This window comes from Halomonas sp. RT37, assembly GCF_040070525.1.
Classification (GTDB): Bacteria; Pseudomonadota; Gammaproteobacteria; order Pseudomonadales; family Halomonadaceae; genus Halomonas; species Halomonas litopenaei.
Window position 1 is genome coordinate 1,180,782 of the sequence record NZ_CP098827.1, and the last position, 13,328, is coordinate 1,194,109.

The following is a 13,328-nucleotide window of genomic DNA, read 5'->3' on the forward strand; positions in this document are numbered from 1 at the left end:
ACTCCGAAACGGGAAAAGCCGCGCAGCGTACTGACGCGGCGTCGATCATGCAAACCATCGCCATCATAGGCGTCAACGATGGTCTGACTCAGCTCGCCCGACGAAGTGCGCCGAGCAGCGCCTGCAGCGGATGCGGCAGCTGGCTGTCGGAGAAGCGTCGGGCCTGGCTGCGACAGGAGTAGCCGGTGGCCAGCAGGCGACCGCTGTCGCCGTGCTCCTGCACCACCGGTTCCCAGGACTGGGCGTAGATGGTGCGCGAGGTCGTAAGGTTGCGTGCCTCGTGGCCGTAGGTGCCGGACATGCCGCAGCAGCCCGAGGGCAGGGGCGCCAGGCGCAGCCCGAAACGTTCGAACAATTGCTGCCAGGCCTTGGGGCTGCCCGGCGCCTGGGTCTTCTCGGTGCAGTGGGACAGCAGCTGGAAGGGGGCTTCCTCGCTCAGGTCGAGTCCCGAGGGCACCAGCGAGGCGCCCAGACTCGAAAGCCACTCCTGCAGCATCAGCACCTCAGGCACCGCCTGCTCACCCAGTGCCTTCACGTACTCCTGGCGATAGGTCAGGGTCATCGCCGGGTCGATGCCCACCAGCGGCACGCCGCTGGCGGCCAGGGCGGAGAGCTCTCGGGCACGCTTGCGGGCGGTGCGCTCGAAGGCCCCGAGGAAGCCCTGGACGTTGAGCGGCTTGCCGTTGGGCTTGTAGGGCGCGACGAAGACGCGGATATCGAGGCGCGACAGCAGCTCCACCACGTCGGCGACCAGTCTGGCTTCGAAGTGGCTGGTGAAGGCGTCCTGCACCAGGATCACGCTGCGCGCCTTCTGGCGCTCGCTGAGGCGTCCCAGCGTCAGCGGAGTGGCCTCGGCCACGCCCCAGGCCTTGAGCTGCTTCTTGAGCCGGGCGCGTGACAGCCTGGGGCTGTCGACCATGCCGAGGCCGCGGGCCATCAGCCGGTCCACCAGGCGGTTATCGAGTGCCGCGTTGTAGGCCGGGGCCAGTGGCGCCAGCGCCGGCAGCAGGAATTCGAGCCCGCCGATCAGGTAGTCGCGCAGCGGGCGCAGGTAGCGTCCGTGGTAGACCTCGAGGAACTGGGAGCGGAAGGCCGGGACATTGACCTTGATCGGGCACTGGCCGGCGCAGGACTTGCACGCCAGGCAGCCGGCCATGGCGTCGTAGACCTCGTGGGAAAAGTCGTCCTTGCCGCGCAGGCTGTTGAGCGCGCGGCGGGGCAGGTGGGCGAGCCAGCCGAGCGCGGTCTCATCCTTCTTGCGCTGTGACTCCTCGACCACGTCGATGCCGGCCTTCCCCTGCAGGCGCAGCCATTCGCGCATCAGGCTGGCGCGGCCCTTGGGCGAGTGCACACGATCCCGGGTGGCCTTCCACGACGGGCACATGGCGTCGTCGGGATCATAGTTGTAGCAGGCGCCGTTGCCGTTGCAGTAGACGGCGTCGGCGTGGGCCTGCCACACCCGCTCGTCGATCTGACGATCGAAGTCGCCGCGCATGGGCACCGCGTCGATGGCCAGCAGGCCGGGGTCGCTGAGGCTGGCGCCGGGCTCGGGCTGGCTGTTGGCCGCTTCGTCGGTCTCCACCAGCGGCGTGGCGATCTTGCCGGGATTGAGCTGGTTGTGCGGGTCGAAGGCACCCTTGAGGCGTCGCAGGCTGGGGTAGAGCTCACCGAAGAAGGCCGGCGCGTACTCCGAGCGCACGCCCTTGCCGTGCTCCCCCCACAGCAGGCCGTGGTAGCGCTGGGTCAGCGCCGCCACTTCATCGGAGATTTCGCGGATCATCGCCTGCTGGCGCGGGTCCTTCATGTCCAGCGCCGGGCGCACATGCAACACCCCGGCGTCGACGTGGCCGAACATGCCGTACTCGAGCCCGCGGGCATCGAGCAGGGCGCGGAACTCGGCGATGTAGTCGGCCAGGTGCTCTGGGGGTACCGCGGTATCCTCGACGAAGGGCAGCGGGCGCTTCTCGCCCTTGACGTTGCCGAGCAGGCCCACCGAGCGCTTGCGCATGGCGTAGACCCGACCGATGGCGTCACGGCCGATGGCCTGGGTGAAGCCCAGGCGGGTGACGCTGGTGTCGCTTTCGAGTCCCCGGCAGAAGGCGTCGACCCGGGCCTCGAGGCGCTCGGGGTCGTCGTCGTTGAACTCCACCAGGTTGATGCCCTCGATGGCCGGGCCGTCGTCCACCGGGAAGAACTCGGCCACCGAGTCCCACACGAAGTCCTCCATGGCGAGCTTCAACACCTTGTCGTCCACGGTCTCGATGGAGGTGGGGCGAAGCGCCTGCGGCTTTTCTGGTGACGAGCCGCCGGCCATCAGCGCCTTGGCGTCGGCGAGGGCCGCCATGAAGCTCGGGTAGCGCACATTGACCAGGATCGAGTGGCGCGGGATCGGCAGCACGTTGAGCACCGCCTCGTTGGTCAGCGCCAGCGAGCCCTCGGCGCCGCACAGCACGCTGTTGAGGTTGAAGCGGCCGTCGTCGTCGCGAAGGTGGGCCAGATCGTAGCCGGTCAGGCAGCGGTTGAGCGGCGGGAAGATCGCCTCGATGCGCTCGCGCTCCTGCTCGATGATCTTGCGGGCGGCGCGATAGGCGCGGCCCCGGGCCGAGTCCTCGGCGCACAGGGTCTCGAGTTCGTCCTCGTCGACCGCGGCGCTGATCAGGCGCTCGCCGCCGATCAGTACGCTGTCGAGCTCGAGCACATGGTGGCGGGTCTTGCCGTATTCGCAGCTGCCCTGGCCGCTGGCGTCGGTGGCGATCATGCCGCCGATGGTCGCCCGGTTGGAGGTGGACAATTCCGGTGCGAAGAACAGCCCATGGGGCCTCAAGGCGGCGTTGAGCTGGTCCTTGACCACCCCGGCCTGGACCCGTACCCGGCGGTTGTCGACGTCGATCTCGAGGATCTGATTCATGTGCCGGGAGACGTCCACCACCAGGCCGTCGCTCAGCGACTGGCCGTTGGTGCCGGTGCCGCCACCACGCGGTGTCAGGGCCACCTTGCGGAAGGTTTCCCGCCCGGCGAGCCGGCCGAGCAGCTCGAGGTCAGCTGCGTGACGCGGAAACACCGCCGCCTGGGGCAGACGCTGGTAGAGCGAGTTGTCGGTGGCCAGCACCGTGCGGCTGGCGTAGTCCGGGGCGATTTCGCCCTCGAAACCTTCCGCCTTCAGGGCCTTGAGAAAGTCGACGTAGTGCTGGTCCAGTGGGGTCGCGGCATCAGCTAGGGGCAGTGGTGCGATCATGGTCTCGGTCGATACAGGCCCCGCGGCGGCGCGGCTGGCGCTATCGACAGGGCAGGAGAATGGGAGGGCGTCCACTTTACCGCGTCTCGGGGGGTAGGTGCATCCCGATCGCGAGAGAAGCGGGCGCTCGCCCCCGGTCGATGGCGCCGCCTCTCGCTTTTGCCTACAATGTGTCGCCTGCGCGGAGGGTGGTCCCAGGGCACACCAGCGGGGCGCTTTTCGGCTGTCCTCACGGTGGGGCCCGAGAGCAGCGTCCGACGCTGGCGATGGTGACGCACGCCCCCAGGTGACGCCTTCCGCATCCGACATGTTCTTTTCACTCAGGCGACGGACCAGACTCCATGCTCGATCCGAAACTGCTGCGCGGCGACCTCGATACGCTCGCCCAACGACTGGCCACCCGCGGTTACTCTCTCGACAGCGAGGCGCTTGGCTCGCTGGAATCCCGCCGTCGCGAGCTGCAGACCGAGACCGAGCGTTTGCAGAACGAGCGCAACACTCGCTCCAAGGCGATCGGTAAGGCCAAGGCCGCCGGCGAGGATATCCAGCCGCTGCTCGACGAGGTCAGTGACCTGGGCGAGCGCCTGGACGCCGCCAAGGTGGCGCTGGCCGAGGTGCAGGGCCAGTGGGAAGACATCGCTGCGGGGATCCCCAACCTGCCCCACGCCAGCGTGCCCGAAGGCGCAAGCGAAGACGACAACGTCGAGGTGTCGCGCTGGGGCAACCCCGGCGAGTACGCCTTCGAGGTCAAGGATCACGTTGATCTGGGAGCCAAGAAGGGCGATCTGGACTTCGAGGTTGCCGCCAAGCTGACCGGCGCCCGCTTCGCCGTGATGCGCGGGCCGATCGCCCGTCTGCACCGCGCCCTGACCCAGTTCATGCTCGACAAGCAGACCCTGGAGCACGGCTACGAAGAGTGCTATGTGCCCTACATGGTCAACCGTGACTCGCTCTACGGCACCGGCCAGTTGCCCAAGTTCGGCGAGGACCTGTTCAAGCTCGATGACGAGCGCGAATTCCACCTGATCCCGACTGCCGAGGTGCCGCTGACCAACCTGCTGCGTGGCGAGATCGTCGACGCTGGCGCCTTGCCGCTGAAGCTGACCGCCCATACTCCCTGCTTTCGCAGCGAGGCAGGTTCCCACGGTCGCGACACCCGCGGCATGATCCGCCAGCACCAGTTCGACAAGGTCGAGATGGTCCAGCTGGTCGATCCGGCCAAGAGCTACGAGGCGCTGGAGGAAATGCGCGGCCACGCCGAGGCGATCCTTCAGGCGCTCGAGCTGCCTTACCGGGTGGTGACCCTGTGCACTGGCGACATGGGCTTCTCCGCCGCCAAGACCTACGATCTCGAGGTCTGGCTGCCGAGCCAGGACACCTACCGTGAGATCTCCTCGGTGTCCAACTGCGAGGACTTCCAGGCACGCCGCCTGCAGGCGCGCTTCCGCGCCAAGGGTGAAAAGAAGCCGCAGCTTCTGCACACCCTAAACGGCTCCGGCCTGGCGGTGGGCCGCTGCCTGATCGCGGTGATGGAAAACCACCAGAACGAGGACGGCTCCATCACCGTTCCCGAGGTGCTGCGTCCCTATATGGGCGGGGTCGAGCGCATCAACGTCTGATCCGCCCTCGAGAGGGGCAGGCGCGCTTGCCCTTGATTAAGCAAAAGCCCCGGGGGTCGGGACCACCCGGGCTTTTGCGTCACGGGCTTTTTACGTCACGGGCTTAGGCGATATGGCACCGGACCCCGGCCGCTTTCCGTTGGGCGGGTGCGACTCGTTGGCCACCGATGCCATGGCCGTCGGGCTGACGTCGCCGCTATCGTCATTGCGGCGCAGCCGGGACCTGCTGGCGATCCTGATCGATATCCGTGGTTGCCTCGGCCAGCCCCCAGCGGACCTGGACACCGGCGTCGATGGTGATGCTGCCGGGGCTGTAGTCGGCGTTGCCGCCGCTTTCGGCCATGTCGGCGCGCATCGCCATCATGCGTGGCTGAAACACCGGGGCGTTGGTCTCGCTGACATGGATCACCTCACCGAGCTCCACTCCCAGGGCGTCCGCCATCAGTTCGGCCTTGGCCCTGGCGCGCTCGAGAGCCTGGGTCAGTGCGCGGTCGCTGGCCGCGTCGCGGTCGGCAAGATCGTAGCTGACGCCGTCCAGTGCATTGACGCCGGCTTCGGTCAGGGCGTCGAGCAGGGTCGGAAGGCTATCGAGATCGCTGATCGCCAGGGTCACCGGACGCTCCAGGCGAGTACGTACCATGGGGATGGGGTTGTCGTTGCCCTGGCGCGTTTGATGCAGCATCTCCTGCTGTACCCGCAGCGATCCAGCGTTGATCGCCTCGCGGGAAAGACCCGCGTCTTCCAGCGCCGAGATCAGCTCGGCGGCGCGATCCTCCAGGCGTTGGCGGGCCTCAGCCAGGGCCTGGCCGTGGTCACCACTGTCCTTTTCCTGGGCGATGGCCGGTGTCAGCTCCCACAGTCGGGCGTTCAAGGTCGCCTCGTCCGGAGCGACCTTGAGCTCGGACTGGGCCTGGATATCCAGATAGCGTGGCGTGGGTGACTCGGCGGCCAGGGAGGGCGTGGCGGCCATAGAAGCCAGCGCCAGGCCGAGCCCCACCGTCGCCAGCCGGTGGAGGTGGCGCAGGCGAAGGCTCGGCATCGCCCGTGACCGGGCGGAGGGAGTGGCGAGTGACATCGGATTCTCCTTGTAACGTGGGGGATGAACGACAGGGCAAACAACAGGGCGAACAACAGGGGGCGCGTCGCAGACAAGTCTGACAGGGTCCAGCACCGGCCAGGGCCTACTGACTGGGACGGTGTCCCTGGCGAGACGTTCCCGGATCTCAAGCGTCTCCACGATCCTTGCATGGTTGAGCCTGGGCCGGCCAATGTCGCCGGAGTGATACACGGAACATTGGCAATGTTGCGCCATGTGCCATGATTCTTTGTGCTGAAACGATTGGCGGGGCATGATGGCGCCGATAACGCCGTCGAGCCGACGGCTGGTTAACGAGAGGAGCTACCGTCCATGGAAGATGAAGTCGAGGCGCAGGAGCGCAGGCTCCCCTTGAACCTGACGCTGGCCCTGGCTGCACTGGTGGTCATCGTCGCCGGCATGCGCGCGGGGGCAGACCTGCTGGTGCCGGTGCTGCTGTCGCTGTTCATCGCGGTGGTGTGTACCGCCCCGGTGCAGTGGCTGCACGAGCGGGGGCTGGGCTTGAGACTGTCGGTATGGGTCACGCTGGTGGTGATCGGCGGCATGCTGATCCTGCTGGCGCTGTTGCTGGCCAATAGTGTCGGTACCTTTGCCGAGGCCTTGCCCGGGATCGAGGAAAAGCTATACGAATACTACCTGCGCCTGCTCGATGGACTGGCCAGCATGGGGCTTGCCATCGACACCCAGCGGCTGGCCGGGTTTCTCGACACCCAGAAGCTTGGCGAATGGCTTCCGGCACTGCTCAGCCAGCTCGGCAATCTGATGATGCAGAGTGTCGTGGTGGCGCTGCTGGTGATGTTCATGTTGTTCGAGACGCTGAACTTCCGCGACAAGATATCCCGGGCGCTGGCCAACCCCGCCCCGAGCCTCGAGCGCTTCAACGAGTTCAGCCACACCCTCAAGCGTTACCTGGCGGTCAAGACCGTGATCAGCCTGGTCACCGGGGCCCTGGTGTGGGTGGCCTGTCTGCTGGTGGGGGTCGACTTCCCGCTGCTGTGGGCGGTGCTGGCCTTTGCGCTCAACTATATCCCCAACATCGGTTCGGCCATCGCCGCGGTGCCGGCGGTGCTGCTGGTGCTGGTGTCTCCGGACGGGGGCATGGGCGATGCGCTGCTGCTGAGCCTTGCCTATCTGTCGATCAACTTCGTCATGGGCAATCTGGTCGAACCGCGGGTCATGGGGCGGGCGCTGGGGTTGTCCACCTTCGTCGCCTTTCTGTCGCTGGTGGTGTGGGGCTGGATCTTCGGGGTCACCGGCATGTTGCTGTCGGTGGTGCTGACGATGACGTTGAAGATCGCCCTCGACAGCCACCCCCAGACCCGCTGGATGGCCCACCTGCTGGGACCGGCCAAGGGTGGCCCGGTGGAGGACGCCAGCCGGCCACTGGCCGAGCGTGCTCGCATGAGCAAGCTGAAACGCAAGGTCGAATCGGTCCAGCGCAAGTAAACCGACCGGGCGCATGAGCCAGCGATATGGACCACCTGAACGCAAGGTCGAATCGGTCCAGCGCAAGTAAACCGACCGGGCGCATGAGCCAGCGATATGGACCACCTGAACGCAAGGTCGAATCGGTCCAGCGCAAGTAAACCGACCGGGCGCATAAGCCAGCGCTAGTAAGCTGGGCAAACCCAACAAAAGGTTGAGCCGACCCGGCCAGGGTCGGCTGCTGTAGTGCAAGTGAGCCAAGGACGGGGTTATGGCGCCTTCTCGGGCGGTGGGAACACCACCTCCATGCCACGGGCGTCGAGCTGACGGATGTCCTCGGGGCTACCGTCCTCGGCCAGGGTGACCAGACCGATGCCGGGCCCGTTCCACAGGCGTTCTCCGGCCTTGGCGCGGTCCGGGTCCCTGGGCTCCACCGCCATGGGCCGGCGCTGGGTGAACCAGTTGAGCGGCGAGCGTGGCGAGTAAAGCCAGCGATTGAGACGATCAAAGGTATCCAGCAGGGTGTCGGGAAAGCAGTTCTTGAGACCGCTGGAGGTGATCTGCCAGATCATCGGGCCCTGGTGTCGGTGACGGATACGCACGTCGTAGACGAAGGAGTAGTGTACGTCGCCGGACAGGATGACGTAGTGCCCCGGGGTCCGCGAGTGGCGGAAGATGTTGAGCATCACGCTGGCGGCGCCACGATGGGCCATCCAGTTTTCGGCATCCACCAGCAGCGGCTTGCCCGCCAGGGTGAACAATTTCTGGATGGTCTCGATCAGCTTGACCCCGAACATCGGCGCCGGAGAGACGATGACCGCCGACGGCGCGTCGATCAACTCCTGCTGAAATTCCGATAACGCCTCCCAGTCCATCAGGCCGGATGGCCGTTCGGGCTTGCGCCCGTTGCGCCAGCGTCGGGTGCGGGTATCCAGCACCACCAGACGTGGACTGCCCTCCACCTGAAATTCCCAGCCCTCGAAGCGAAAGAGGCGCTCGAGACAGGCATCCTGCTGATCCTTGTCGAGCCAGCCTTGGTTATCGTTGGCGTTGCTCAACAGCGCCTGGGCTTCGTCCAGCGGTGTCTTCAACCGCTCGGGGGCGTTGCCCCAGCCCTGACACAGCAGATAGGCCAGCAAGGCATTGCCGATGATGCGCTTGGAGAAGGGGTGGCCGTAAGCCGTGCTTTCCCACTGCGCGGTAAGGTTCCAGTCGTCGGTGACGTCGTGGTCATCGAAGATCATCAGGCTCGGCAACTGGGCCATGACGCGGGCGGCGGCAGGCAGGGTAGCGACGAAGTCGTCGATGATCCGGGCCTGGTCGTCGTAGGTCTCTCGTCGCTCTTCTTCAAGCGCAGGAGGCTGGCACTCGATGAGGCGCCACGGCGTCGGCGACCAGACCAGCAGGTACATGGCCACCATCTCGGCGAAGGTCATCAGGTGATTGGCGGCGCTGGCCGACGTGAACACCGGCTTGCGTACGCCCCCGAAGAAGCGATCCTTGAGGGCAGCCGAGCTCTTGACGTCGGGCAGCAACTCTTCGCGTCGATAGTAGCTGAAGGGGCTTGCGTAGAGCGATTGGCTGTCGTCGATGGTTGAGCCCTCGAGGGTCTCGTCGAACAGCCCCAGGCGCTCGATCAGCGCGTGTATCGCCACCAGCAAGGGGCCGGCGACGTCATCGGCGTAGATCTGGTCGCCGGTCATCAACAGCCAGGCCGGCCACTGTTCGGGACAGTCGAGACGCTGGGCGAGCCAGTTGTCCAGATGGGCCAGGCCGTCCGGGCCATCGTAGTGAGGACGACGGCAGGAGCCATGCAGCAGGCGTCGGTGGCTCGATGCCAGCACGAATGCCGGCGTCTCGTGCCCTTCATGGCACAGATGGGGCGCCAGCTCGCCGAGTGAGGTTTCGCGCTCGCCCGTCACCTTGAGGTCGTAGTCGATCCGGGTGTCCTGGGGCAGAGGCTCATCCAGCGGTGCATCGATCAGGTAGAGCAGGGCATGGCGGCCCAGTGGCACCAGCCGGTAATCGTCCTCACCAAGCGGCTGTCGGCGCGGTGACTCGCCGCTGGGTGACAGCTCGAGGGTCAAGCTGAGAGGACGGCTCGCCACCAGCCAGATGCGCAGACGTTCGGGACTCAAGCGTCGCAGGATGGGGCCGGCGAGGATGGCGGGAAGGTCGTCGGGAGACGTTCCGGTGTCGGTCATGGCGGTCCTGTGTCGGTTCGCTGTCGGTAAGCCCCGTTCCGGGGGAGACCTCGCGCATGGCGAATACATCAAGAGTATCAACGGTAAGCGGCAAGGAGGCCAGAGCGCCGGCGTATGCCTTGCAGACTGTTCCCGAGGTGGCCGTTGCGCTGACTGGTCTGGTAGCGCTTGTCTTGACCTGGCTGCGCGACCGATCCGGGTCAGCACCTGGCAAATGCTAGCATCAAGGATGAGGAACGCGTCTTCCCGGGAGACTCCCATGGCTCATGAACATCGAACGACCGAAAGCGCCAGAGCGGACGGCCCTGCTCACCAGCACGCTGAGCGTGACCAGCATCGGCACGATCCCCACGGCCATGACGCGCACCGCCATGGCCATGGCATCGGCCATGTACACACCGACAGCCAGCGTCGGCTGGCCTGGGGCATCCTGCTGACCGCGTCCTTCATGGTGGCCGAGGTGGTCGGAGGTGTTGTCTCCGGATCGCTGGCGCTGCTGGCCGACGCCGGCCATATGCTCACCGACAGCGCTGCCCTGATGCTGGCCTGGTTTGCCGCACGCCTCAGCAAGCGACCTGCCGACGACGCCCGCAGTTTTGGCTATGACCGGGTGCAGATCCTCGCCGCCTTCGTCAACGGCTTGACCCTGATCGCCATCGTGGTCTGGATCTCGATCGAAGCGTTCCGCCGCCTGCTGAGTCCGGTCGAGGTGCTGGGGCCTGTCATGCTGACGGTGGCGGTGGCGGGACTGCTGGTCAATATCGTGGTCTTCGTGATTCTTCACGGCGGCGATCGCGACAATCTGAATATTCGCGGTGCTGCGCTGCACGTGCTGGGTGATCTGCTCGGTTCCGTTGCGGCGATCGTTGCCTCGCTGGTGATCATGGCGACCGGATGGACGCCGATCGACCCGCTGCTGTCGGTGCTGGTGGCGCTGCTGATCCTCAGGAATGCCTGGACACTGACGCGCCAGAGCGGGCACATCCTGCTGGAAGGCGTTCCGGAATCCCTGGACATCGATGCCATGAAGCGGGCCGTCGTCGAGACGGTACCGGCGGTATGCGACGTTCATCATGTTCACGCCTGGTCGCTGACACCCGGACGGCATCTGGTGTCGATGCACGTCGGCGTGCGCTCGGGAGAAGACCACCAGACAACTCTGGTGGCAGTGCGGGAGGTGCTGACCCAGGAGTTCGATATCGAGCATGTCACGATGCAACTGGAAGAGGTGGGGGACTGCGTCGATCATCGCTGAGCAACACCACTGCATGAAGTCAGGCAGGCGCAAGGCAAGCCGAAAGGGAAGAGCGGGTGGCCGCCCCCCTGGAGGCAGGGAGGGCGAGGATGGCCGGCGACTAGAGAAGCTTGGTCTGTCGCAGACTGTGCAGGGCGCAGGGGGCATCGAAGCTGTTCGCATCCGCCAGATCCCAGAACTCACGATACAGCGGATGGTTCTTGGCACCGCCCTCCAGCAACTCCTTGGGTGCCAGGCTGTCGATCAGGCTGATGTAGGGCAGCGCCTTGCCATTGGAGAGGCGCCTGATGATGTGTTCGGGGCCAAGTTCGCTGGGGTGATGCAGCCCAGCAGCCTCCAGCATCTCGCACAGGGCGAACTTGGTATTGGCGTGGAAGTTCTTCACCCGCACCGACTTGTCCTCGACGTCCAGGCGGTTGCCGCGGGCCTTGTCCTGGGTGGCGACCCCGCTGGGACACTGGTCGTTGTGGCAGCTCTGGGCCTGGATGCAGCCCAGCGAGAACATGAAGCCACGGGCCATGTTGACCCAGTCGGCGCCCAGCGCCAGCGTACGGGCGATGTCGAAGGCGCTGATGATCTTGCCGCTGGCGCCGATGCGAATCTCGTCGCGCAGTCCGGCGCCGACCAGGGTGTTGTGGACCAGGATCAGGGCGTCGTTGAGCGGCATGCCGAGGCGGTTGATGAATTCCAGCGGTGCGGCGCCGGTGCCGCCCTGGCCACCGTCGACCACGATATAGTCGGGGCGGTCGCCGCATTCAAGCATGGCCTTGACCATGGCGAACCATTCCCAGGGATGGCCCAGGGCCAGCTTGATGCCCACCGGCTTGTCGCCGGAGAGGGTGCGCAGCTCCTGGATGAAGTGGATCATCTCGCAGGGGGTGGAGAAGGCGGAGTGCTTGGACGGCGAAAGTACGTCCTGGCCTTCGGGCACGCCGCGAGTCGAGGCTATCTCGGCGGTCACCTTGGCCCCCGGCAGGATGCCGCCATGGCCAGGCTTGGCGCCCTGGGACAGCTTGATCTCGATCATCTTCACTTCGTCACGACGGGCATTCTCCTTGAACTTGTCGCGATCGAATCCACCGTCGTCGCGACGACAGCCGAAGTAGCCGGAACCGATCTGCCACACCAGGTCGCCGCCGCGCAGGTGGTAGGGCGATATCGCCCCTTCCCCGGTGGTGTGGTAGAAGCCCCCGAGCTTGGCACCTTCGTTGAGGGCGCTGATGGCATTGGGCGACAGGGCACCGAAGCTCATGGCGGAAATATTGAGCACGCTGGCCTTGTAGGGCTTGGCGCGATGCTCGCCGACGACCACGCGGAAGTCATGATCGGTGATCTCCACCGGTGACAGCGATGGCCCCATCCACTCGTAGCCGGGGGCGTTCATGTCCCGGAGCGAGCCGAAGGGCTTCTTGTCGATGGTGCTCTTGGCCCGTCGATAGACCAGCGAGCGCTGCTCGCGGGAGAAGGGCGACTCGAAGGTGTCCGCCTCGATGAAGTATTGGCGGAACTCGGGCCCGATGGATTCCAGGAAGTAGCGAATATGCGCCAGGATCGGGTAGTTGCGACTGACCGTGCGCCGCCGCTGGACGATGTCATAGGTGCCCAGCGCGGTCAGCGCGCCAAACGCCAGCACCCCCGTCAGCCACCATAGTGACGCCAGTAGCCCGAGCAGGCTGACGATCAGGCCGGCGACGGCGATGTAGTAGGCGCCGAAGCGGGTCGAGGCGTGGCGTGAAAGGTACGAGGCCATGTCGTTCTCCCTGAGTCACGGTTTTCTTGTGTTCTTTACTCATGCAAGCACATTACCTGTCACCGGCATAGAGCACGCGGCACCGGGTGACGACCAGGCACAGTGGAGCAAAAGGCGGAGACATGGCTCGGGAGGGAGGCCGCGCTAAAGGCAGCAGCCGGCAAGTCGTGAGGTGCTGCTGCAGGTGACTGCAAAGCGTCATCGTCTCGTAACCAAGTGCAAATAGTGTTTGACCTGAGCGCCAAGACGGCGCATGCTGCTCGCAGTTGGTTAGCAAGTTGAACGTCTCAGAGGTCATCGAAGCATCCTGGCGACGATGTTCCGGGGGAAGGTTTCTTGTTTTACCCACTGCAACTCGGGTATCTCCCGGTAATGTATATACGCTAGTCGAGGATTCGATCATGGCAACTGGTACCGTCAAGTGGTTCAACGACACTAAGGGCTACGGCTTCATCTCTCCGGACGACAACGGTGACGACCTGTTCGCTCACTTCTCCGAGATTCAAGCCGACGGCTTCAAGTCCCTGCAGGATGGCCAGAAGGTCTCCTTCGAGGTGACTCAGGGTAAGAAAGGCCTCCAGGCTTCCAACATCAAGGTCATCGACTAAGTCGATCGCTTGATGGCCGCTCAGGCGGCATGATGCATCGCACTTGATGCATGGAAAAGGCTCGCTACGGCGGGCCTTTTTGCGTTTCTGATGTGTCATTCTGCGCCCCGGGTGGGTGCCGGTGAAGGACACCCGT

At 65.4% G+C, this 13,328-nt stretch carries 8 protein-coding genes; 4 read left to right on the top strand and 4 right to left on the bottom strand.

The window, feature by feature from the left end; all coding sequences use genetic code 11:
• Positions 1–88 precede the first annotated feature (88 nt).
• Positions 89–3,235, bottom strand: coding sequence for an FAD-binding and (Fe-S)-binding domain-containing protein (locus NFG58_RS05350; protein ID WP_222515467.1), 3,147 nt, complete (start codon positions 3,233–3,235; stop codon positions 89–91).
• A 341-nt stretch (positions 3,236–3,576) separates the two neighbouring features.
• On the opposite strand from NFG58_RS05350, the gene serS reads away from it, so the two are divergent.
• Complete coding sequence (gene serS, locus NFG58_RS05355) at positions 3,577–4,854, top strand: serine--tRNA ligase (protein ID WP_108450105.1); 1,278 nt, start codon at positions 3,577–3,579, stop codon at positions 4,852–4,854.
• Positions 4,855–5,056: 202 nt separating this feature from the next.
• On the opposite strand, the gene NFG58_RS05360 is transcribed toward serS, so the two are convergent.
• A complete protein-coding gene (locus NFG58_RS05360; RefSeq protein ID WP_261395008.1) occupies positions 5,057–5,929 on the bottom strand; it encodes an SIMPL domain-containing protein in 873 nt (290 codons plus the stop codon).
• Positions 5,930–6,262: 333 nt separating this feature from the next.
• On the opposite strand from NFG58_RS05360, the gene NFG58_RS05365 reads away from it, so the two are divergent.
• Complete coding sequence (locus tag NFG58_RS05365; protein WP_045994370.1) at positions 6,263–7,396, top strand: AI-2E family transporter; 1,134 nt, start codon at positions 6,263–6,265, stop codon at positions 7,394–7,396.
• A gap of 248 nt (positions 7,397–7,644) precedes the next feature.
• Here the strand turns inward: NFG58_RS05365 and NFG58_RS05370 are convergent, their stop codons facing one another.
• Positions 7,645–9,579 (bottom strand): alkaline phosphatase D family protein, encoded by a 1,935-nt coding sequence (locus NFG58_RS05370; RefSeq protein WP_222515465.1) that lies wholly within the window; start codon positions 9,577–9,579, stop codon positions 7,645–7,647.
• A 259-nt stretch (positions 9,580–9,838) separates the two neighbouring features.
• Here NFG58_RS05370 and NFG58_RS05375 point away from each other — a divergent pair, with 259 nt between their 5' ends.
• Complete coding sequence (locus NFG58_RS05375) at positions 9,839–10,834, top strand: cation diffusion facilitator family transporter (RefSeq protein ID WP_222515464.1); 996 nt, start codon at positions 9,839–9,841, stop codon at positions 10,832–10,834.
• A gap of 100 nt (positions 10,835–10,934) precedes the next feature.
• On the opposite strand, the gene NFG58_RS05380 is transcribed toward NFG58_RS05375, so the two are convergent.
• Complete coding sequence (locus NFG58_RS05380) at positions 10,935–12,584, bottom strand: FMN-binding glutamate synthase family protein (RefSeq protein WP_045994372.1); 1,650 nt, start codon at positions 12,582–12,584, stop codon at positions 10,935–10,937.
• 401 nt (positions 12,585–12,985) lie between these two features.
• On the opposite strand from NFG58_RS05380, the gene NFG58_RS05385 reads away from it, so the two are divergent.
• Complete coding sequence (locus tag NFG58_RS05385) at positions 12,986–13,192, top strand: cold-shock protein (RefSeq protein ID WP_045994373.1); 207 nt, start codon at positions 12,986–12,988, stop codon at positions 13,190–13,192.
• Positions 13,193–13,328 lie beyond the last annotated feature (136 nt).

What these genes read in the sequence shown, in the direction of transcription:
- NFG58_RS05365 (WP_045994370.1), top strand. Translation starts at nt 6,263, where the DNA reads ATGGAAGATGAAGTCGAGGCGCAGGAGCGCAGGCTCCCCTTGAACCTG.
- NFG58_RS05360 (WP_261395008.1), bottom strand. Translation starts at nt 5,929, where the DNA reads ATGTCACTCGCCACTCCCTCCGCCCGGTCACGGGCGATGCCGAGCCTT.
- serS (WP_108450105.1), top strand. Translation starts at nt 3,577, where the DNA reads ATGCTCGATCCGAAACTGCTGCGCGGCGACCTCGATACGCTCGCCCAA.
- NFG58_RS05385 (WP_045994373.1), top strand. Translation starts at nt 12,986, where the DNA reads ATGGCAACTGGTACCGTCAAGTGGTTCAACGACACTAAGGGCTACGGC.
- NFG58_RS05375 (WP_222515464.1), top strand. Translation starts at nt 9,839, where the DNA reads ATGGCTCATGAACATCGAACGACCGAAAGCGCCAGAGCGGACGGCCCT.
- NFG58_RS05380 (WP_045994372.1), bottom strand. Translation starts at nt 12,584, where the DNA reads ATGGCCTCGTACCTTTCACGCCACGCCTCGACCCGCTTCGGCGCCTAC.
- NFG58_RS05350 (WP_222515467.1), bottom strand. Translation starts at nt 3,235, where the DNA reads ATGATCGCACCACTGCCCCTAGCTGATGCCGCGACCCCACTGGACCAG.
- NFG58_RS05370 (WP_222515465.1), bottom strand. Translation starts at nt 9,579, where the DNA reads ATGACCGACACCGGAACGTCTCCCGACGACCTTCCCGCCATCCTCGCC.